This window comes from Nocardioides sp. S5, assembly GCF_017310035.1.
Taxonomy (GTDB): domain Bacteria; phylum Actinomycetota; class Actinomycetes; order Propionibacteriales; family Nocardioidaceae; genus Nocardioides.
On sequence record NZ_CP022296.1, the window covers coordinates 628,269 to 645,708 of the forward strand.

Here is a 17,440-nt window from a genome sequence, read left to right on the forward strand (position 1 = left end):
GGCGGAGTCCGAGCGAGGTTCGCGAGGACTGGAGAGAGCTGCTGTGACCGCACGGACCCCCGACTCCGCCCGGGACATCCCCGAGGCAACCGTCGCCAGGCTTCCCGTGTACCTGCGTGCCCTGACCAGTCTCGCCGAGGACGGCACCACCACCTGCTCCAGCGAGGAGCTGGCGGCCTTCGCAGGGGTCAACAGCGCCAAGCTCCGCAAGGACCTGTCCTACCTCGGCAGCTACGGCACCCGCGGTGTCGGCTACGACGTGGAGTACCTCCGCTACCAGATCGCCCGCGAGATCGGCGTGACCCAGGACTGGCCCGTGGTCATCGTGGGCATCGGAAACCTCGGGCACGCGCTCGCCAACTACTCCGGGTTCCGCAGCCGCGGCTTCCGGGTGGTGGCGCTGCTCGACGCCGACCCGGACCGCCACGAGGAGGTCGTCGCCGGCCTCGACGTGCGCTCCTTCGAGGACCTCGAGTCCATCGTCGCCGAGCACGACGTCTCCATCGGCGTGATCGCCACGCCGGCCGTCGCGGCCCAGTCCGTCGCGGACCGGATGGTCGCCACCGGCATCACCAGCATCCTCAACTTCGCACCGACGGTGCTGTCGGTGCCCGACGGCGTCGGCGTACGCAAGGTCGACCTGTCGATCGAGCTGCAGATCCTCGCCTACCACGAGCAGCGCAAGTCGGTCGCGCCCGGAGCAGGAGCCGTGTCATGAGCGTCCTGGTCGTGGGGATCTCCCACAAGTCCGCGCCCGTCGAGCTGCTCGAGCGCCTCGCGCTCGACCCCGACGGCACCGTCAAGCTGATCTCCGACGTCATCGCCGGCGAGCACGTCTCCGAGGCCACGGCGATCGTCACGTGCAACCGGCTCGAGGTCTACGCCGAGGTCGACCGCTTCCACGGCAGCGTCGAGGACCTCTCCGGCCTCCTGGTGGAGCGCGCCGCGCAGTCCACCGAGGCCCTGCTGCCGCACCTCTACGTCCACTACGACGAGGGCGCGGTCTCCCACCTCTTCCAGGTCGCGGCCGGCCTCGACTCGATGGTCGTGGGCGAGGGCCAGATCCTCGGCCAGACCCGCGAGGCGCTGCGCGTCGGCCAGGAGCACGGCACGGTCGGCCCGGCCCTGAACACCCTCTTCCAGCAGGCCCTGCGCGTGGGCAAGCGGGCGCACGCCGAGACCGACATCGACCGCGCCGCCCCCTCCCTCGTCACCGCCGCGCTCGAGCGCAGCACGGTGCCGGTCGCCGGGGCGCGTGCCGTCGTCCTCGGAGCCGGCGCGATGGCGTCGCTCGCCGTCGCGCACCTCTCTCGCGGCGGGGCCGGCAGCATCTCGGTCCTCAACCGCACCGCCGCCAACGCCGAGCGGCTCGCTGCGGAGTACGCCGCCACCTCGGTTCCGCTGTCCGCGCTGGGCGACGAGCTCGCCGCCGCCGACATCGTCATCTCCTGCACCGGCTCGCCCGAGCCGCTGGTCCGCCTCGCCGACGTGGTGACCGCGCGCGGAGGCAGCGACCGCCCGCTCACCGTGATCGACCTCGCCCTGCCCCACGACGTGGACCCGTCGGTCGCCGACCTGCCGGGCGTCGACCTGATCAGCCTCGCCGGCCTCGCCGACGAGCTGCGCGGCCTGGAGGCCACCGCGGGTGTCGAGGACGTCCGCACCATCGTCGGGCAGGAGATCGCCGCCTTCCTCGCCGTACGTCGCCAGGCGAGCGTGACGCCCACCGTCGTGGCCCTGCGCTCGATGGCCACCTCGGTGGTCGACGCGGAGATGGACCGACTCGCCTCCCGGCTGCCGGGCCTCGACGAGACCACCCGCGCCGAGGTGCTGCAGACCGTGCGCCGCGTGGCCGACAAGCTGCTCCACGAGCCGACCGTGCGGGTCAAGGAGCTGGCCGACGCCGAGCCGGCGGTGTCCTACACCGCCGCGCTGGCCGAGCTGTTCCGCCTCGACCCCGAGGCCGTGGACCGCATGACGCGAGCGGACGGCAAGCCATGACCACCCTCCCCGCCATCCGTCTCGGCACCCGCGCGTCCGCGCTGGCCACCACCCAGTCCGGCCACGTCGCCGAGCTCATCCGCGAGCGCCTCGGCCGCGAGGTCGTGCTGGTGGAGGTCGCCACCGAGGGTGACCGGAGCTCGGCGCCGCTGGCCTCCATGGGCGGCACCGGCGTCTTCGTCAGCGCGCTGCGCGACGCCCTGCTCGACGGCCGCGTCGACGTCGCCGTCCACTCGCTCAAGGACCTGCCCACCACGCCCGCCGACGGCATCGCGCTGGCGGCCGTGCCGCCGCGCGAGGACCCGCGTGACGTCGTCGTCGCCCGCGACGGCCTGACGCTCGGCGAGCTGCCGGTCGGCAGCCGCCTCGGCACCGGCTCCCCGCGCCGCGTCAGCCAGCTCGCCGCGCTCGGCCTCGGCCTCGAGCTCGAGGGCATCCGCGGCAACGTCGACACCCGGATCCGCAAGGTCCGCGAGGGCCAGGTCGACGCCATCGTCCTCGCCCGCGCGGGGCTCGCGCGGCTGGGTCGTCTCGACGAGGTCACCGAGGTCCTCGATCCGCTCCAGATGCTCCCGGCACCCGGCCAGGGCGCCCTCGCCGTGGAGTGCCGCGCCGACGACACGGACCTGGTCGCCGGGCTCGCACTGCTCGACGACGCCCCCACCCGCGCGGCGGTCACCGCCGAGCGCGCCGTGCTGTCCACCCTCGAGGCGGGCTGCTCCGCCCCGCTGGGTGCGCTCGCGGAGGTCGTGGAGGGCGAGGACGGCGAGGAGCTGTGGCTGCGCGCCGTGGCCCTGTCGGAGGACGGCGGACTCTCGGTGCGGATGAGCGCGACCGGCCCGGTCGACGAGGCCGCCCGGCTAGGAACACGCCTCGCGAGCGACATGCTCGACGAGGGAGCAGCAGACCTGATGACGGCACCACCTGAAGATGGACCACCAGTGAGGAACCAGCACGCATGACGCGAGTACAGACCCCGCAGGCCAGCAGCCCGGACAAGGGGACGAACCCCGGGTGGGTGTCGTTCGTCGGCAGTGGACCCGGTGACCCGGGACTGCTGACGGTGCGTGCCGTCGAGCTCCTCGAGAGCGCCGAGGTCATCGTCACCGAGGCTCCCGAGCACGTCGACCTCGTCCGGTCGGTGCTCGGCCTGCTCGAGGGCCCCGACGGGACCTGGGACGGCCCGGAGGTCGTCGACGGCGGCTTCGGCGAGGACGGCCAGCCCCTCACGCACGCCGCGCGCGCCAAGGTCGTCGTACGCCACGGCAAGAAGCAGCGCGTGGTCCGCCTGATGACCGGTGACCCGTTCCTCTACGCCTCCGGCCCCGAGGAGGCGCAGGCCTGCGTGAAGGCCGGCGTCGGGTTCGAGGTCGTTCCCGGCGTCTCCTCGGTGAGCGCGGTCCCGGCCTACGCCGGCATCCCGCTGACCACCAAGCGCCACCGCGAGATGTGCGTCGTCACGTGCGGCGAGAAGGTCGACTGGAGCGCCTACGCCGACGACCGCACCCTCGTCCTGCTCTCCGGCGTCGGCAGCATCGCCGAGACCGCCGCCGCCCTCATCGAGGCGGGCCGCTCGCCGCAGACGCCGGTCGCGATGACCCGCGTCGGCACCACCACCGAGCAGCAGACCCTCATCTCGACGCTGGCCGACATCGGCGCCGACGTCCGGGCGGCGCGCATCGCCCCGCCCGCGATCACCGTCATCGGCGACGTGGTCGACCTGCGCCAGACGCTGTCGTGGTTCGAGACCAAGCCGCTCTTCGGCTGGCGAGCCCTGGTGCCGCGCACCAAGGAGCAGGCCGGCTCGCTGTCGCGCCGCCTGCGCGAGTACGGCGCGGTGCCCGAGGAGGTGCCGACGATCTCCGTCGAGCCCCCGCGCAACCCGCTCCAGATGGACAAGGCCGTGCGCGGCCTCGTCGAGGGCCGCTACGAGTGGATCGCCTTCACCTCGGTCAACGCCGTCAAGGCGGTGCGCGAGAAGTTCGAGGAGTACGGCCTCGACGCGCGTGCCTTCTCGGGGCTCAAGATCGCCGCGGTCGGTGACAAGACCGCCGAGGCCATCGCCGCGTGGGGTCTGCGCGCCGACCTGGTGCCGTCGGGCGAGCAGTCCGCGGCCGGCCTCCTCGCCGAGTGGCCGCCCTACGACGAGGTGCTGGACCCGATCAACCGCGTCTTCCTGCCGCGCGCCGACATCGCCACCGAGAACCTCGTCGCCGGCCTGGTCGACCTCGGCTGGGAGTGCGACGACGTCACCGCCTACCGCACCGTGCGCGCCACCCCGCCGCCGGCGCCGGTGCGCGACGCGATCAAGACCGGCAAGTTCGACGCCGTCGTCTTCACCTCGTCCTCGACCGTGCGCAACCTCGTCGGCATCGCCGGCAAGCCGCACCCGTCGACGATCATCGCCGTGATCGGGCCCGCGACCGCGAAGACCGCCGAGGAGCACGGCCTGCGGGTCGACGTCCTCGCGCCGACCCCCGACGTCGAGGTGCTCGTCGACGCACTGGCCGACTTCGGCTCGGCGCGACGCCTCGCGATGCTGGAGAGCGGTGAGCCCGTCACCCGGCCGAGCGAGCGCACCGCGTCGGGCCGCCGCAAGGCGCGCGCGAAGTGAGCGAGGAGCGCCGCGAGCTGGAGACGCCGCTCGTCCGTCCGCGCCGCCTGCGTCGTACGCCGGCGCTGCGGCGGATGGTGGCCGAGCACCACGTGGTGCCCAGCTCGCTGGTGCTCCCGGTCTTCGTGCGCGAGGGCCTCGCCGAGCCGCACCCGATCTCGTCCATGCCGGGCGTCGTCCAGCACTCGCGCGACTCGCTCAAGCGGGCCGTCGCCGAGGCGGCCGAGCTCGGCCTGGGCGGCGTGATGCTCTTCGGCATCCCCGAGCACAAGGACGCGACCGGCTCCGGCGCCATCGACCCGGGCGGCGTGCTGAACCTCGCGATCACCGACGTGGTCGCCGAGGTCGGCGACCAGCTCACGGTCATGTCGGACCTGTGCCTCGACGAGTTCACCGACCACGGCCACTGCGGGCTGCTGACGCCCGACGGCGAGGTCGACAACGACCAGACGCTGGCGGCGTACGCCGAGATGGTGCTCGCCCAGGCCGCCGCCGGTGTCGACATGGTCGGCCCCAGCGGGATGATGGACGGTCAGGTCGCCGTGGTGCGGCAGGCGCTCGACGCCGCCGCGCACAGCCACGTGTCGATCCTGGCCTACTCCGCGAAGTACGCCTCTGCCTTCTTCGGCCCGTTCCGTGAGGCTGTCGACTCCTCGCTGGTCGGTGACCGCAAGACCTACCAGCAGGACCCCGCCAACGCCGTCGAGGGCGTGCGCGAGGCGCTGCTCGACGTGGAGCAGGGCGCCGACATTGTGATGGTGAAGCCGGCCCTGGCCTTCCTCGACGTCGTACGCCGGGTGCGCGACGCCGTCGACGTGCCGGTCGCGGCCTACAACATCTCCGGTGAGTACTCGATGGTCGAGGCGGCCGCCGCCAACGGCTGGATCGACCGCGAGGCCGCGATCCTGGAGACCCTCACCTCGATCCACCGCGCCGGCGCCGACGTGATCCTCACCTACTGGGCCGCCGAGGCCGCGCGGCTGCTGCGCCGCTGACGTGCTCGGCTGATCGAGCGGCTCAGGGGTTGAGCAGCTCGGCCACACAGGCGTTGAGCGCCGCGAGGTCGAGCGCGGAGATCCCCGAGGCCAGGCACTGCGCCCGGGCCTCGAGCTCGGTGAGCGGGGCGGTGATCGTCTCCGTGGGAAGCGGGAGCGGCGGGAGCGTCGTCGGCAGGACCGTGGGCTGCGTCGTCGGGACGGACGTCGGGGCGGACGTCGGGTCCTTGGTGGGGGTGGAGGTCGGCGTCTGGGTCGGCGTCTGCGTCGGCGTCGTGGTCGGCGTGGTCGTGGGGGTGCTCGTCGGCGTCGGCGTCGGCTTCACGGTCGGGGTCGGCGTGCTGCCGCCCTTGTCGCCGGGGTCGCGCTTGCCGTCCCGGTCGCCCTTGCCGTCCTTGGCGCCGGGGGTCGCGGTGGTGTCGGGCATGATCACGCCCGAGGTCAGCGTGGAGGTCGGCACGGCGCTGAAGTCGCCGTCGAGGTAGGCCTGCATGATCTCCAGCACCAGGTCGACGTAGGCGTTGGAGTGGTTGTAGCGGTAGACCGAGGCGCGCTGGCCCTTCTCCTGCGACAGGTCGTCGTCGCCGGAGCAGAGGTAGACGGCCGTCGCGAGCGCGGAGTCGTCGACGTCCTGCGGGTTGCGGGTGCCGTCGCTGTCGCCGTCGACGCCCACGACCGACCAGGTCGAGGGGATGAACTGCATCGGGCCGACGGCGCGGTCCCAACGGGTGTCGTCGTCGTACTGCCCGCCGTCGGTGTCGGCGATGGCCTGGGTGTCGTTCCTGCCGTTGAGGGCGATGCCGTAGATGCCCGGTCGGGCCACCCCCCGGTCGTCGAGGGCGTTGCCGCCGAAGCGGCCGTGGTCGGACTCGACGCGACCGATCGCGGCGACGAGCTCCCACGGCAGGTTGCAGCCGGGGTCGGCCCTGTTGATGACGCCCTCGGCGCGCTGGTAGGCCGAGAGGGCCGCCTGGGGGATGCTGCTGGCCGAGCCCGGGGTGAGGGCGGCGGCGCGGGTGACCGGGTCACCGATGCTGGCGGGCGCCTCGATGGCGGCCGCCGGGAGGACCGTGCCGTCGGGGAGGGTCCTCGATCCGTCGGGATCGGCGCTGGCCGACCCGACGCCCACGCCCGCGAGGCTGGCCGTCCACGCTGCGGAGAGCACCGCCAACGGGATGATCGCGATCGCGCGGTGCAGTCGGCCGAAGCTCGCCATGTCCTTCATCTCCCCTGGGTCGTCCGGGTGTCATGATGCCCCCTCCGGGCGCACCCACACCTGGTCAACGACGAATCTTCGCTCCACGTTACGCACGAGTTACCTGTGGGCCAAGGCACACGGTCCGCGTGCGGGTGCGCACCGACTGGGGATCCTTTGTCCTCCTGCGTGACAATGACCGGGTGACCTCCGCGACGACCACCTCGACGACTGCGGCCAGCGAGGCCCTCTTCGAGCGCGCTCGAGCCGTGACACCGGGCGGCGTGAACTCACCCGTGCGTGCCTTCACGGCCGTCGGCGGGACGCCCCGCTTCATCACCTCCGCCTCCGGGGCGTGGCTCACCGACGCCGACGGCAACGACTACGTCGACCTGATCTGCTCGTGGGGCCCGATGCTGCTCGGCCACGCGCACCCCGACGTGCAGGCGGCGGTGGCCGGCGCCGTGGCGCGCGGCACGTCGTACGGCACGCCCACCGAGCCCGAGGTCGAGCTGGCCGAGGAGATCGTCGCCCGCACCCCGGTGGAGCGGGTCCGCTTCGTGTCCTCGGGCACCGAGGCGACCATGTCGGCGATCCGGCTGGCGCGGGGCGCGACCGGTCGCGACCTGGTCGTGAAGTTCGCTGGCTGCTACCACGGTCACGTCGACCCGCTCCTGGCCGAGGCCGGCTCCGGCGTCGCCACGCTCGCGGTGCCCGGCACCAGCGGCGTCCCCGCCAGCTCGGCCGCCGAGACCCTCGTCCTGCCCTACAACGACCGCGACGCCGTGCAGGCGGCGTTCGAGGCCCACGGCCCGCGCATCGCCTGTCTGATCACCGAGGCGTTCCCGGGCAACATGGGCGTCGTCCCGCCCGCGCCGGGCTTCAACGCCTTCCTCGCCGAGACCTGCCGCGCCCACGGTGCGCTCTTCATCAGCGACGAGGTGATGACCGGCTTCCGCGCCACCGAGCAGGGCGGCTGGGGCCTCGACGGGGCGATCGAGGGCTGGGCGCCCGACCTCATGACGTTCGGCAAGGTGATGGGTGGCGGCTTCCCGGCCGCGGCGTTCGGTGGACGGGCGGACCTGATGGCGCACCTCGCGCCCGAGGGCCGGGTCTACCAGGCCGGCACGCTGTCGGGGAACCCAGTGGCCACCACCGCAGGCCTCGCGACGCTGCGCCTGGCCACCCCCGAGGTCTACGCCCAGCTCGACGCCACCGCGCTCACGATCCGCACCGCCGTGGGCGAGCACCTCGCCGCCGCGGGCGTCCCGCACGTCGTCCAGGCGGCCGGCACCATGTTCTCGGTCTTCTTCCGCGACGCCGCGGTCCGTGACTTCGCCGAGGCCTCCACGCAGGACACCGCGGCCTACGCCGCCTTCTTCCACTCGATGCTGGACCAGGGCGTCTACCTGCCGCCGTCGGCGTACGAGGCGTGGTTCGTCTCCGCGGCCCACGACGAGCGGGCGGTCTCCACCGTCCTCGACGCGCTCCCGGCAGCCGCACTGGCCGCCGCCACGGCAGGAGGTCACTGAGATGGCAGAGCAGACCACCGTCCACCTCCTGCGCCACGGCGAGGTCCACAACCCCGAGGGCGTGCTCTACGGCCGCCGCGACGGCTTCCACCTCTCGGCGCTCGGGCACCAGATGGCCCAGCGCATCGCGGAGACCATCGGCGAGCGCGACATCGTCCACATCCGCACGTCCCCGCTCGAGCGTGCACAGGAGACCGGCGCCCCGCTCGCCCGGGTCCGTGGGCTGACGCCGGTCGTGGACCCGCGCGTGATCGAGTCCACCAACGTCTTCGAGGGCCTCAGCTTCGGCGACGGCGCGATGACGATCATCAAGCGCCCGCGCCTGTGGCGCCACCTCTACAACCCCTTGACGCCGTCGTGGGGGGAGCCGTACGACGAGATCGCCGGGCGCATGGTCGCTGCGATCCACGACGCCCGCGACGCCGCCCGCGGCCACGAGGCGGTCGTGGTGTCCCACCAGCTCCCGATCTGGACGACGCGGCTCTTCCTGGAGAAGCGCAGCTACCTCCACCACCCGAAGAACCGCCAGTGCACCCTCTGCTCGCTCACCAGCGTCGTGTTCGACGGCGACCGGATGGTGCAGGTGCGCTACTCCGAGCCCGCCGGCGACCTGATCCCTGTCGCTGACCGCTCCGCACCGTTCTCGGCCGGCGGGGCCTCGCAGGGGGAGCGACCCTGACGATGCCGCGCCGCCTCGCCGCGCCCCTCGTGGCGCTCGCCTGCCTGCTCGCGCTGACGGGCTGCTCCGGCCTGTCCGGCACCGGCGAGAAGGGCTACATCTCCGGCACCGGGGTGCCCACCGAGGTGGAGCCGGTGGACCGCGGGGAGCCGGTCGAGCTGAGCGGCACCGACCTCGAGGGCGGCGACGTCGACCTGGCCGACCTGCGCGGCAAGCCGGTCGTGGTCAACGTGTGGGCCTCGTGGTGCCCGCCGTGCATCACCGAGCAGCCCGACCTCAACGAGGCGGTGGGCGAGCTCGGCGACCGGGTCGCGTTCGTCGGCCTCAACATCCGCGACGCCTCGCCCGAGGACGCGCAGGCCTACGTCCGCGACCTCGAGGTGCCCTACCCCTCGATCTACTCCGCCGACGGCGCCGCGCTGCTGCCCTTCGCCGGCACCCTCACCCCGCGCTCGATCCCGAGCACGGTCGTGCTCGACGCCGAGGGCCGGATCGCGGCCTCGGTCAACGGCCGGATCCCCACGACCCAGACGCTGGTCTCGCTGGTGGAGGCGGTCCTCGATGAGTGACTGGTTCCAGGAGACGGCGCTGTCCGGGTCGATGCTGCTGGCGCTGCCGGTGGCGCTGGCCGCCGGGCTCATCTCGTTCTTCAGCCCCTGCGTGATCCCGCTGCTCCCGGGCTACCTCTCCTACGCCACCGGCATCTCGGGCGGCGACCTCGAGCAGGCCCGCCGCAGCCGGCTGGTGCTCGGCGCGGTCCTCTTCGTCCTCGGCTTCTCGGTCGTCTTCGTCCTCCTCGGCAGCCTCACCGGCGCGGCCGGGGCCTGGCTGTTCACCCACGTCCGCGAGCTCAACCGCGTGCTCGGCGTGATCATGATCCTGCTCGGGGTCGCGTTCCTCGGCGCCTTCGGCTTCCTCCAGCGGGACTGGCGGATCCACAAGGTCCCCGCCGTCGGCCTCGCCGCCGCCCCGCTGATCGGCTTCCTCTTCGGAGTCGGCTGGACGCCGTGCGTGGGCCCGACGCTGGCGGCCATCAACGTCCTGTCGGTCGGTGAGGGCACCGCAGCCCGGGGAGCCCTGCTCTCGGCCGTCTTCGCGCTCGGCCTGGGGCTGCCCTTCATCGTGGCCGCGCTGGCCTACCGCCGCATGCTCGGCGCCTTCGCCGTGATCCGGCGCCACCAGGTGCTCGTCGTACGCCTCGGCGGCGCGATGATGATCCTCGTCGGCCTCCTGCTCGTCTCGGGCTGGTGGGACCGCATCGTGCAGTGGCTCCAGCTCCAGGTCGTCCAGGGCTTCGCGGTGCCGGTGTGACCGACCTCCAGCCCGACCTGCGCCAGCGGTCGTCCGACGACCGCCAGGCCACGTCCCTCCCCAACGACCTGAACGCGCGCGAGCTCGCGCGCTGGTCGTGGCGCCAGCTCACGTCGATGCGCACCGCCCTCGTGCTGCTCCTGCTGCTCGCGCTCGCGGCGATCCCCGGCTCGGTGATCCCGCAGGAGGACATCGACTCCCTGGCGGTCTCGCAGTGGCGTGACAACCACCCGCGCCTGGCGCCCATCTGGGACCGGCTCGACCTGTTCTCCGTCTACGGCTCGGTGTGGTTCTCCGCGATCTACATCCTGCTGATGATCTCGCTGGTCGGCTGCATCATCCCGCGCCTGTTCGTCTACGCCCGCGCCCTGCGGGCCCGGCCGCCCCGCGCCCCGCGGCACCTCACCCGGCTGCCCGAGTCGACGGCGTACACCACCGACGAGTCCCCCGACGACGTGCTGGCGCGCGCCGCGGACGCCCTGCGGAGCAAGCGGTTCCGGGTGGAGACGTCCAGGGAGCCCGACGCGGTGTCCGCCGAGCGCGGCTACCTCCGCGAGGCCGGCAACCTGCTGTTCCACCTCGCCGTGATCGTGGTCCTCGTCGGCGTCGCCGTCGGCAGCCTCTTCGGCTACAAGGGCGGCGTCATCATGCTCAACGGCGAGGACTACGGCTTCTCCAACAACCTCACCCAGTACGACGACTTCGCGCCGGGGTCGCTCTTCGACCCCGACGTGATGGAGCCCTTCTCCTTCAGCATCACCGACTTCCAGGTCGACTGGCTCACCGAGGGTGACCGAGCCGGCATGGCGCGCGAGTTCGTCGCCGAGCTGGCCTACGAGACCGAGCCCGGCGGCGAGACCCGGGACTACGACCTGAGGGTCAACCACCCGCTGACCATCGGCGGCACCGACATCTTCCTCATCGGCCACGGCTACGCCCCGGTCATCACGATCCGCGACGGCGAGGGCGAGGTCACCAAGTCCGGCCCCGTGGTGTTCCTGCCGACCAACGGCCAGACCTTCGAGTCGTTCGGCGTGGTCAAGGCGCCCTTCGCCCAGCCCGAGCAGATCGGGCTCGAGGGCACCTTCTACCCGACCTTCGCGATGGGCCGCGACGCCGACGGCAACCTCACCATGCCGTCGTCGATCTTCGGATCCCTGGGCGACCCCCTGATCTCGATGAGCCTGTGGACCGGTGACCTCGGCATCGACGACGGCTCCGCCTCGTCGGTCTACGTCCTCGACAAGGCCGACGCGACCCAGGTCCTGAAGGACAACGGCCAGCCGTTCCGGATGGACCTGCGGCCCGGCGACACCGTGACGCTGCCCGACGGCCTCGGCACGGTGACGTTCGAGGGCGTGCAGCGCTGGAACAAGATCCAGATCAGCCGCAGCCCCGGCAAGCTGGTGGCGCTCGGCGGCGTGGTGCTCGCCCTGGTCGGCCTGCTGGGCTCGCTCTTCATCCGCCCGCGCCGGATGTGGGTGCGCGCGCGCAGGCAGGACGACGGGACCACGCGGGTCGAGGTGGCGCGGCTGGACCGGTCGTCCGGGGGAGACCCCGAGGACGGCGCGGCCGAGCTCGCCGAGATCGTGGCATCACTGCAGGCCCCCACGGGCCCGCAGCCGACGAGCAGCAGCAGGAAGGATCAGTCGTGACCGACGCACAGTGGGAGGTCTTCAGCTACCAGGGCGTCATCGCCGCGGCGGTGCTCTACTTCCTCGCCATGCTGGCCTACTTCTTCGAGCTGGCCGGCCTGCGCAGCGTGGCGAAGGACGAGGAGGTGACGGACCAGCGCACCGCCATGGCCGGTCGCCTGGCGCTGGTGCTGTCCGTCTTCGGCGTGGTGATCCACCTCGTCGCGCTCGTGGCGCGCGGCCTCGCGGCCGACCCCAACCGGGTGCCGTGGGGCAACATGTACGAGTTCACGATCTCGGGCACCTTCGTGGTGGCGCTGATCTTCGTGCTCTCGACGCTCCGACTCGACATCCAGTGGCTCGGCCCGCTGGTCTCCACCTTCGTCGTGGCCTCGCTGATGGCGGCGTTCCTCGGCCTGGACGACGCGGTCCTGCCGCTCCCGGACGCGCTCAACTCCCCGTGGCTGGTGATCCACGTCGTCTCGGCCGTGATCTCGACCGGCGCCTTCACCATCGGCGCGCTGCTCTCGGTGCTCTACCTCGTCAAGGCGCGCTCGAGCGCGACCACGGGCTACCTCGCCCGGGTGCCCGAGCCCAAGGTCCTGGACCGGCTGTCCTACCGGATGCACGCCTTCGGCTTCCCGGTGTGGACCTTCGCGGTCCTCATCACCGGCCCGATCTGGGCGCACCAGGCGTGGGGTGCCTACTGGAACTGGGACCCCAAGGAGGTGTGGGCCTTCATCACCTGGGTGGTCTACGCCGCCTACCTGCACGCCCGCGCGACCGCGGGCTGGCGCGGGCGCAATGCCGCGATCCTGGCGCTGGTCGGTGCCGCGACGCTGTGGTTCAACTTCATCGGCATCAACTTCTTCAGCAGCTCCAGCCAGCACTCCTACGCCGAGGGCGCGGGTGCGGAGCGCTCAGTCGTCCTCCGGGTCGCGGCGGCGCCGGTCGAGGCCCCGCAGGAAGTCCGGGTCGTCGTCGGGGCCGACCACCCGCGGCGGTGAAGCACCGCCGCTGCCGCCGTCGAGGCGGCGCAGCGCGAGCTTGACCAGCACCCACACGACGACCGCGATCGCGGCCATCACGAGCAGCACCTTCAGCATTCCTCCAATGTAGTCAGGTCCACCTAGGCTGGTCGCCGTGAAGGAGTTCGTGGTCTACACCGCCCTGCGGATCGTGCTGTTCCTCGCCTCGTTCGGGATCGTCATCGGACTGATGGCGCTGGTCCTCGGCGGGCGCTACAACCTGTTCTGGGCGGTCGTGCTCGCCTTCCTGATCTCCGGGATCGCGTCCTACTTCGTCCTCGACCGCCAGCGCGAGGCGTTCGCCCGTCGCGTCGAGGAGCGGGCTTCCCGAGCGGCCGCCGCCTTCGAGGAGCGCAAGGCCCGCGAGGACCGCGACGACCACGAGGACCCGCGCTGAGCCTCGCGCTCAGAAGCCCGTCAGGCTGTACGCCGGTTCGCTGAGGTCCGCCATCGCTGCGAAGCGGCGTACGGAGTCCTCCGAGCCCGCCAGGCGCCCGGCACGGTGCAGCTGCCGCACCGGCACGGCAGCGAGGTAGAGCGAGCCCAGCGTCTCCGCGCTGAGGCGTACGTCGGCCGCGTCGTCGGTGCGGACGACCGTCGCCTCACCGTCCGCGGTCGTGACGGCGAAGCGCCCGGCCGCGTGGCCCTGCGGGTCGTCGACCTCGACCACGACCGAGCCGTCGGTGGCCCACGGGCGGGCGGCGAGGGCGCGGGGGAGGTCGAGCACCCGCAGCCAGAGGAACTCCTGGACCTCGGTCGTGCTCACCCGGTCGAGGTCGGTGAGGGCCCACATCAGCGGGTCCTCGGGGTGGAACAGGTTGAAGGTGACCTTGGCGGTCTGGTCCATGTCGCCGAGGAAGGACCAGAGCGCGAGCTGGGCCTGCGGGGTGAGGGCGACCATCTCGTCGACCTTCACCGTCTTGTCCTCGCCGGGCCTCCAGATGGCGAAGGCGTCGACCGTGCCGCCCGCGTCGAGGTGCACCACGACCCGGATCTTGCGGTTGGCGCCGCCGCTGCTGGGATCCCAGGCGCCGGTGTGCATGTCCTCGTACGGCGAGGGCCAGGCCACCGAGCCGCGCTGGCGGGCGTGGAAGGTGTCGAAGACGGCCTTGACGTGCGGCCACGCCTCCGCGGGCTCGAGGAGCTCGACGCGGCCGGGGTCGCGGAAGTCGCGGAACCCGAAGCCGGGCGTCGTGTCGACGGTGACGCCGGTGCGGAAGGTGGCCGGACCGAAGCCCCAGCGGCCGTAGATGGTGGCCTCGGCCGCGGTCAGGGCGGCCATCGGCACGCCCTGGGCCACGGCGTCGGAGAGGTCGTCCTCGATGAGCCGGCGCAGCAGGCCCCTGCGGCGGTGGGCCGCGCTGGTGGTGACGTCGGTGATCATCCGCAGCGGCAGCAGCTCGCGGCCGGCGTTGAGGGTCTTGTCGAGGCTCGCATAGGTGGCGACGGGCATGGGCCCTGCACCGAGCTCGCCCTCGGGCAGCCAGGCGCCGCGGACGGTCACGTCGTCGGCGCGGTAGTGCCTGATCCACCGCTCGACGCTGTCGTCCTCGGGCCGGTCGTCGCGGAAGCCGCGCAGGACCGCCTCGATCCACCCGCGACGGCGGGCGGCCGCGTCGGGGGAGTCGTCGGAGAAGTCGAGGAGGGCGAAGTCGTAGTCCACCCGTTCACGCTAGTGAGCGGCCCGGTGGCCCGCCACGGGTTATCCGAGCAGGAGCAGCGGCGCCGCGACGAGCACCGACCACAGCAGCTCGGAGGCGCCCGTGGCGGCGAGGACCGGGATGAGGGCGGGCCCCGTCGCGCCGTTGAGGACGGCGCGGGTCGGGGCGCCCGCGCGGGCCAGGAAGCCGAGCCCGAGCAGCGCCCACCACGTCGTGGCCGCGGCGATCGCGACGACCGCAGCGGCTGCGACCAGGACCAGGAAGGCGTAGAGGTGGCGGGTGCGCTCGTCGCCGAGACGCACGGCCAGGGTGCGCTTGCCGGCGACGGTGTCGGTGGGGATGTCGCGCAGGTTGTTGGCGACCAGGATCGCGCAGGCCAGCGCCCCGATGCCGACGCCGGCGTAGAGGGCCGCCCACTCCCAGGTCTGCGTCTGGACGAAGGTCGTGCCGATCACCGCGACGAGGCCGAAGAAGACGAACACCATGACCTCGCCGAGCCCGAGGTAGCCGTAGGGCTTGTCGCCGCCGGTGTAGAACCACGCCGCCACGACGCACACCAGGCCCACGGCCACCAGCCACCAGGCGGTCGTCGCGGCGAGGACCAGCCCGGCCACCGCGGCCACGCCGAAGGCGGCGAAGGCCGCTGCCTTCACCGCTCGCGGGGGCGCCGCGCCAGAGCCCACCAGCCGCATCGGCCCGACCCGGTCGGCGTCGGTGCCGCGGATGCCGTCGGAGTAGTCGTTGGCGTAGTTGACCCCCACCTGGAGGGCGAGACTGACGACGAGGGCCAGCAGGGCCTTCCACCACACCGCGTGGTCGGCGTACGCCGCGACGCCGGTGCCGGCCAGCACCGGGGCGACGGCGGCGGGCAGGGTGCGCGGCCGGGCGCCGGCGAGCCAGTCAGCGGTGGAGGTCACTGCCGGATTGTGTCAGTGAGGACGGGGGAAGTGGGGAGTCGGGCTCGAGCAGCGAGGGTGGCCCGGCGGCGGCGGCGTCGTCGACGTCCGCGGCGCCCGCTCGTGCGTCCGCGAGGACGTCGGCGGGCACGTGCTGCTCGAGCCAGCGTCGGCCCGCGTGGGCCGCGAAGTGCAGTCCGGTCGCGGCAGCGGTCACGATCGCGGCGATGGTGAGCCAGCCCCAGGCGCCCCACTCCATGGCGAGGAAGCCGTAGACCGCCGGCGCCCAGAACCTCCCCAGCGTGCCTCCGAGCTCCGAGACGCCCTGGTAGTCGCCGCGGCGGCGCGGGTCCATCAGTTCGACCTCGAGCGTCCAGCCCGAGGCGGACAGGAAGAGCTCGGACCAGGTGAGGACGACGTGGCCGAGGAAGAAGAGGGCGATCGTCAGCCACCCGACGGTCTCGTGGGTGACGAGCGTGATGATGCAGGTGAGGACGAAGAAGACCGTCGACAGGCGCACCGCCCGCAGCGCCGTCCCGACGTCGCGGATCCCGCGGGACGCCAGGCGGGGCAGGACGATGCACATGAGCGTGTTGGTGCCGAAGAGCAGCGCGACCAGCTCCTCGGGGGCGTCGGTCTCGGTCACCAGCCACACCGGGATGACCGTGTGCAGCAGCACCTGGTTGGTCCACATCACGCCGGTCAGGGCGGTGACGGCGATCCAGCTGCGGTTGCGGATCGCGGGGATGCCCTCCGGCTTCGCCCGCGGCTCGGGGCCGCGCACGTCGTGGCTCGCATCGGGCAGTCGGAGCACCGCGATGCTGTTGGCCAGGAAGAGCACGGCGCTCAGCATCGGCGCCCACCGCAGCGCCTCGGTGCCGAAGGCGATCGCCATGACGCCGATGAGTCCACCGAGGCTGAAGCCGAGGTTGAGCGCGGAGTACATGTAGGCCCGGGACTCGACCCGCTCCGCCGGGGCCAGCACGTCGATGACGTAGGCGCCGTGGGCCGTGCCGGCCAGCGTGCCGACGACCTCCATCGCGACCGCGAGGGCGACGTACTCGGGGAAGCTGTCGATCCACGGCCACACCGCGAACAGGGCGCCCTGCAGCAGGGCGCTCAGCGCCCACATCCGCTTGGGGCCGAAGCGGTCCACCAGCTTGCCTGCTGGGACAGCCACCACGAAGCTCGCGACCGCGGCGACGGTGAGGCCGATGCCCACCTCGCCGAGCGACAGGCCCACCACGAAGACGAAGAACACCGCCGAGCCGGCCAGGAAGGCGCCGTCCGCGGAGGCGAAGATCAGGGACTGCGCGGACAACCGGCCGGCGAGGGTGGACGGGGGCGTGGCGTAGTTCTTCAGGGCGGTGAGCATCGCCGGCCATCCTCTCCCGCGGGGGCAGCCGGGCGTCCTGTCATTCAGCCGGCAGGAGGGTCGTCCTCGTCACGTCCTGGGTCCCGTCCCTCGGCCATCCGCCCGGTGTCGCGGCGGATGCCCTCGGCACGTCGCTTCTCGAACAGCAGGATGGCCACGACCACGCCCGTCGTCACCAGGACGACGAGCACGAGCCGGAAGAGGTCCACGCTAGGCCCCCGGCACCACGCGCAGGTCGCGGTCGGCGCCGTCGCCCAGGGCGCGCAGGGCCTCCTGGTAGGCCTCGCTGTCGTGTGCGGCGCGGGCAGCCTCCACCGACTCGAACTCGATCACGACGGTGCGGGTCCGTTCGCCCTGCTCGTAGGTCACCTCGGGGTTGCCGCGCGCGAGGAACCGGCCGCCCGCCTCGCGGATGGCCGGCCCGGCGAGCTCGGCGTACGCCGCGACCTTGTCGGCGTCGTGCACGGCCGTGTAGACGCAGATCCAGTAGGCACTCATGACCCACAGCCTACGGAGCAC

Annotated in this window: 19 protein-coding genes; 12 read left to right on the forward strand and 7 right to left on the reverse strand. The window is 72.7% G+C overall.

Annotated elements, in window-relative coordinates:
• Nucleotides 1-43 precede the first annotated feature (43 nt).
• The 5 genes from CFI00_RS03170 to hemB are packed head-to-tail and all read left to right on the forward strand — an operon-like array spanning nucleotide 44 to nucleotide 5,610.
• Nucleotides 44-718: a redox-sensing transcriptional repressor Rex gene (locus CFI00_RS03170; RefSeq protein WP_242532658.1), complete on the forward strand. Its 675-nt coding sequence runs from the start codon at nucleotides 44-46 to the stop codon at nucleotides 716-718.
• Entirely contained in the window at nucleotides 715-2,001 is a 1,287-nt protein-coding gene (locus CFI00_RS03175; protein WP_207083845.1) for a glutamyl-tRNA reductase, read from the forward strand. The genes CFI00_RS03170 and CFI00_RS03175 overlap by 4 nt, the downstream gene beginning before the upstream one ends.
• The gene (gene hemC / locus CFI00_RS03180) at nucleotides 1,998-2,963 is read left to right on the forward strand and encodes a hydroxymethylbilane synthase (protein WP_207083846.1); all 966 of its coding nucleotides are present in this window, start codon (nucleotides 1,998-2,000) and stop codon (nucleotides 2,961-2,963) included. Before CFI00_RS03175 ends, hemC begins: the two co-directional genes overlap by 4 nt.
• Nucleotides 2,960-4,615 (forward strand): uroporphyrinogen-III synthase, encoded by a 1,656-nt coding sequence (locus CFI00_RS03185; protein ID WP_207083847.1) that lies wholly within the window; start codon nucleotides 2,960-2,962, stop codon nucleotides 4,613-4,615. Before hemC ends, CFI00_RS03185 begins: the two co-directional genes overlap by 4 nt.
• The gene (gene hemB, locus CFI00_RS03190; RefSeq protein WP_277988348.1) at nucleotides 4,612-5,610 is read left to right on the forward strand and encodes a porphobilinogen synthase; all 999 of its coding nucleotides are present in this window, start codon (nucleotides 4,612-4,614) and stop codon (nucleotides 5,608-5,610) included. Before CFI00_RS03185 ends, hemB begins: the two co-directional genes overlap by 4 nt.
• Nucleotides 5,611-5,632: 22 nt before the next feature.
• Here hemB and CFI00_RS03195 read toward each other — a convergent pair whose 3' ends face one another.
• Nucleotides 5,633-6,826 carry a lytic transglycosylase domain-containing protein gene (locus tag CFI00_RS03195; RefSeq protein WP_207083848.1) on the reverse strand — a complete coding sequence of 398 codons (1,194 nt, stop codon included), beginning with the start codon at nucleotides 6,824-6,826 and terminating at the stop codon, nucleotides 5,633-5,635.
• Nucleotides 6,827-7,008: 182 nt separating this feature from the next.
• Between CFI00_RS03195 and hemL the strand changes: the two genes are divergently transcribed.
• Genes hemL through ccsB form a run of 6 tightly spaced genes read left to right on the forward strand, consistent with a single transcriptional unit; the run spans nucleotide 7,009 to nucleotide 12,968 of the window.
• Nucleotides 7,009-8,337 (forward strand): glutamate-1-semialdehyde 2,1-aminomutase, encoded by a 1,329-nt coding sequence (gene hemL / locus CFI00_RS03200; RefSeq protein WP_242532659.1) that lies wholly within the window; start codon nucleotides 7,009-7,011, stop codon nucleotides 8,335-8,337.
• Nucleotide 8,338: 1 nt separating this feature from the next.
• Nucleotides 8,339-9,016 carry a histidine phosphatase family protein gene (locus tag CFI00_RS03205; protein ID WP_207083849.1) on the forward strand — a complete coding sequence of 226 codons (678 nt, stop codon included), beginning with the start codon at nucleotides 8,339-8,341 and terminating at the stop codon, nucleotides 9,014-9,016.
• A gap of 2 nt (nucleotides 9,017-9,018) precedes the next feature.
• The gene (locus tag CFI00_RS03210) at nucleotides 9,019-9,585 is read left to right on the forward strand and encodes a TlpA disulfide reductase family protein (protein WP_207083850.1); all 567 of its coding nucleotides are present in this window, start codon (nucleotides 9,019-9,021) and stop codon (nucleotides 9,583-9,585) included.
• On the forward strand, nucleotides 9,578-10,327 hold the full coding sequence (locus CFI00_RS03215; RefSeq protein WP_207083851.1) for a cytochrome c biogenesis protein CcdA: 750 nt from the start codon (nucleotides 9,578-9,580) through the stop codon (nucleotides 10,325-10,327). The genes CFI00_RS03210 and CFI00_RS03215 overlap by 8 nt, the downstream gene beginning before the upstream one ends.
• Nucleotides 10,324-11,982 carry a cytochrome c biogenesis protein ResB gene (locus CFI00_RS03220; protein ID WP_242532660.1) on the forward strand — a complete coding sequence of 553 codons (1,659 nt, stop codon included), beginning with the start codon at nucleotides 10,324-10,326 and terminating at the stop codon, nucleotides 11,980-11,982. Before CFI00_RS03215 ends, CFI00_RS03220 begins: the two co-directional genes overlap by 4 nt.
• Nucleotides 11,979-12,968: a c-type cytochrome biogenesis protein CcsB gene (ccsB, locus tag CFI00_RS03225; protein WP_207083852.1), complete on the forward strand. Its 990-nt coding sequence runs from the start codon at nucleotides 11,979-11,981 to the stop codon at nucleotides 12,966-12,968. The genes CFI00_RS03220 and ccsB overlap by 4 nt, the downstream gene beginning before the upstream one ends.
• Here the strand turns inward: ccsB and CFI00_RS03230 are convergent.
• Nucleotides 12,882-13,067 (reverse strand): hypothetical protein, encoded by a 186-nt coding sequence (locus CFI00_RS03230; RefSeq protein WP_207083853.1) that lies wholly within the window; start codon nucleotides 13,065-13,067, stop codon nucleotides 12,882-12,884. The two genes, ccsB and CFI00_RS03230, sit on opposite strands and share 87 nt — an antisense overlap.
• 37 nt (nucleotides 13,068-13,104) lie before the next feature.
• Between CFI00_RS03230 and CFI00_RS03235 the strand changes: the two genes are divergently transcribed.
• The gene (locus tag CFI00_RS03235; protein ID WP_207083854.1) at nucleotides 13,105-13,386 is read left to right on the forward strand and encodes a DUF4229 domain-containing protein; all 282 of its coding nucleotides are present in this window, start codon (nucleotides 13,105-13,107) and stop codon (nucleotides 13,384-13,386) included.
• Between the two features lie 9 nt (nucleotides 13,387-13,395).
• Here the strand turns inward: CFI00_RS03235 and CFI00_RS03240 are convergent, their stop codons facing one another.
• From CFI00_RS03240 to CFI00_RS03260, 5 genes are read right to left on the reverse strand one after another with little or no spacing between them, the layout of a single operon-like run.
• Nucleotides 13,396-14,652, reverse strand: a complete 1,257-nt coding sequence (locus tag CFI00_RS03240; RefSeq protein ID WP_207083855.1) for a GNAT family N-acetyltransferase — start codon at nucleotides 14,650-14,652, stop codon at nucleotides 13,396-13,398.
• Between the two features lie 39 nt (nucleotides 14,653-14,691).
• Entirely contained in the window at nucleotides 14,692-15,567 is an 876-nt protein-coding gene (locus CFI00_RS03245) for a 1,4-dihydroxy-2-naphthoate polyprenyltransferase (protein ID WP_207083856.1), read from the reverse strand.
• Nucleotides 15,551-16,921: an MFS transporter gene (locus CFI00_RS03250; protein ID WP_207083857.1), complete on the reverse strand. Its 1,371-nt coding sequence runs from the start codon at nucleotides 16,919-16,921 to the stop codon at nucleotides 15,551-15,553. The genes CFI00_RS03245 and CFI00_RS03250 overlap by 17 nt, the downstream gene beginning before the upstream one ends.
• A gap of 44 nt (nucleotides 16,922-16,965) precedes the next feature.
• Nucleotides 16,966-17,130: a hypothetical protein gene (locus tag CFI00_RS03255; RefSeq protein WP_207083858.1), complete on the reverse strand. Its 165-nt coding sequence runs from the start codon at nucleotides 17,128-17,130 to the stop codon at nucleotides 16,966-16,968.
• Between the two features lies 1 nt (nucleotide 17,131).
• A complete protein-coding gene (locus CFI00_RS03260; RefSeq protein WP_207083859.1) occupies nucleotides 17,132-17,419 on the reverse strand; it encodes a DUF1330 domain-containing protein in 288 nt (95 codons plus the stop codon).
• Nucleotides 17,420-17,440: the final 21 nt, after the last annotated feature.

Bases quoted from the DNA above. Each gene is read 5' to 3' on its own strand.
- CFI00_RS03185 (WP_207083847.1), top strand. From the start codon at position 2,960: ATGACGCGAGTACAGACCCCGCAGGCCAGCAGCCCGGACAAGGGGACG.
- CFI00_RS03210 (WP_207083850.1), top strand. From the start codon at position 9,019: ATGCCGCGCCGCCTCGCCGCGCCCCTCGTGGCGCTCGCCTGCCTGCTC.
- CFI00_RS03260 (WP_207083859.1), bottom strand. From the start codon at position 17,419: ATGAGTGCCTACTGGATCTGCGTCTACACGGCCGTGCACGACGCCGAC.
- hemC (WP_207083846.1), top strand. From the start codon at position 1,998: ATGACCACCCTCCCCGCCATCCGTCTCGGCACCCGCGCGTCCGCGCTG.
- CFI00_RS03205 (WP_207083849.1), top strand. From the start codon at position 8,339: ATGGCAGAGCAGACCACCGTCCACCTCCTGCGCCACGGCGAGGTCCAC.
- CFI00_RS03195 (WP_207083848.1), bottom strand. From the start codon at position 6,826: ATGGCGAGCTTCGGCCGACTGCACCGCGCGATCGCGATCATCCCGTTG.
- CFI00_RS03230 (WP_207083853.1), bottom strand. From the start codon at position 13,067: ATGCTGAAGGTGCTGCTCGTGATGGCCGCGATCGCGGTCGTCGTGTGG.
- CFI00_RS03175 (WP_207083845.1), top strand. From the start codon at position 715: ATGAGCGTCCTGGTCGTGGGGATCTCCCACAAGTCCGCGCCCGTCGAG.
- CFI00_RS03250 (WP_207083857.1), bottom strand. From the start codon at position 16,921: ATGCTCACCGCCCTGAAGAACTACGCCACGCCCCCGTCCACCCTCGCC.
- CFI00_RS03215 (WP_207083851.1), top strand. From the start codon at position 9,578: ATGAGTGACTGGTTCCAGGAGACGGCGCTGTCCGGGTCGATGCTGCTG.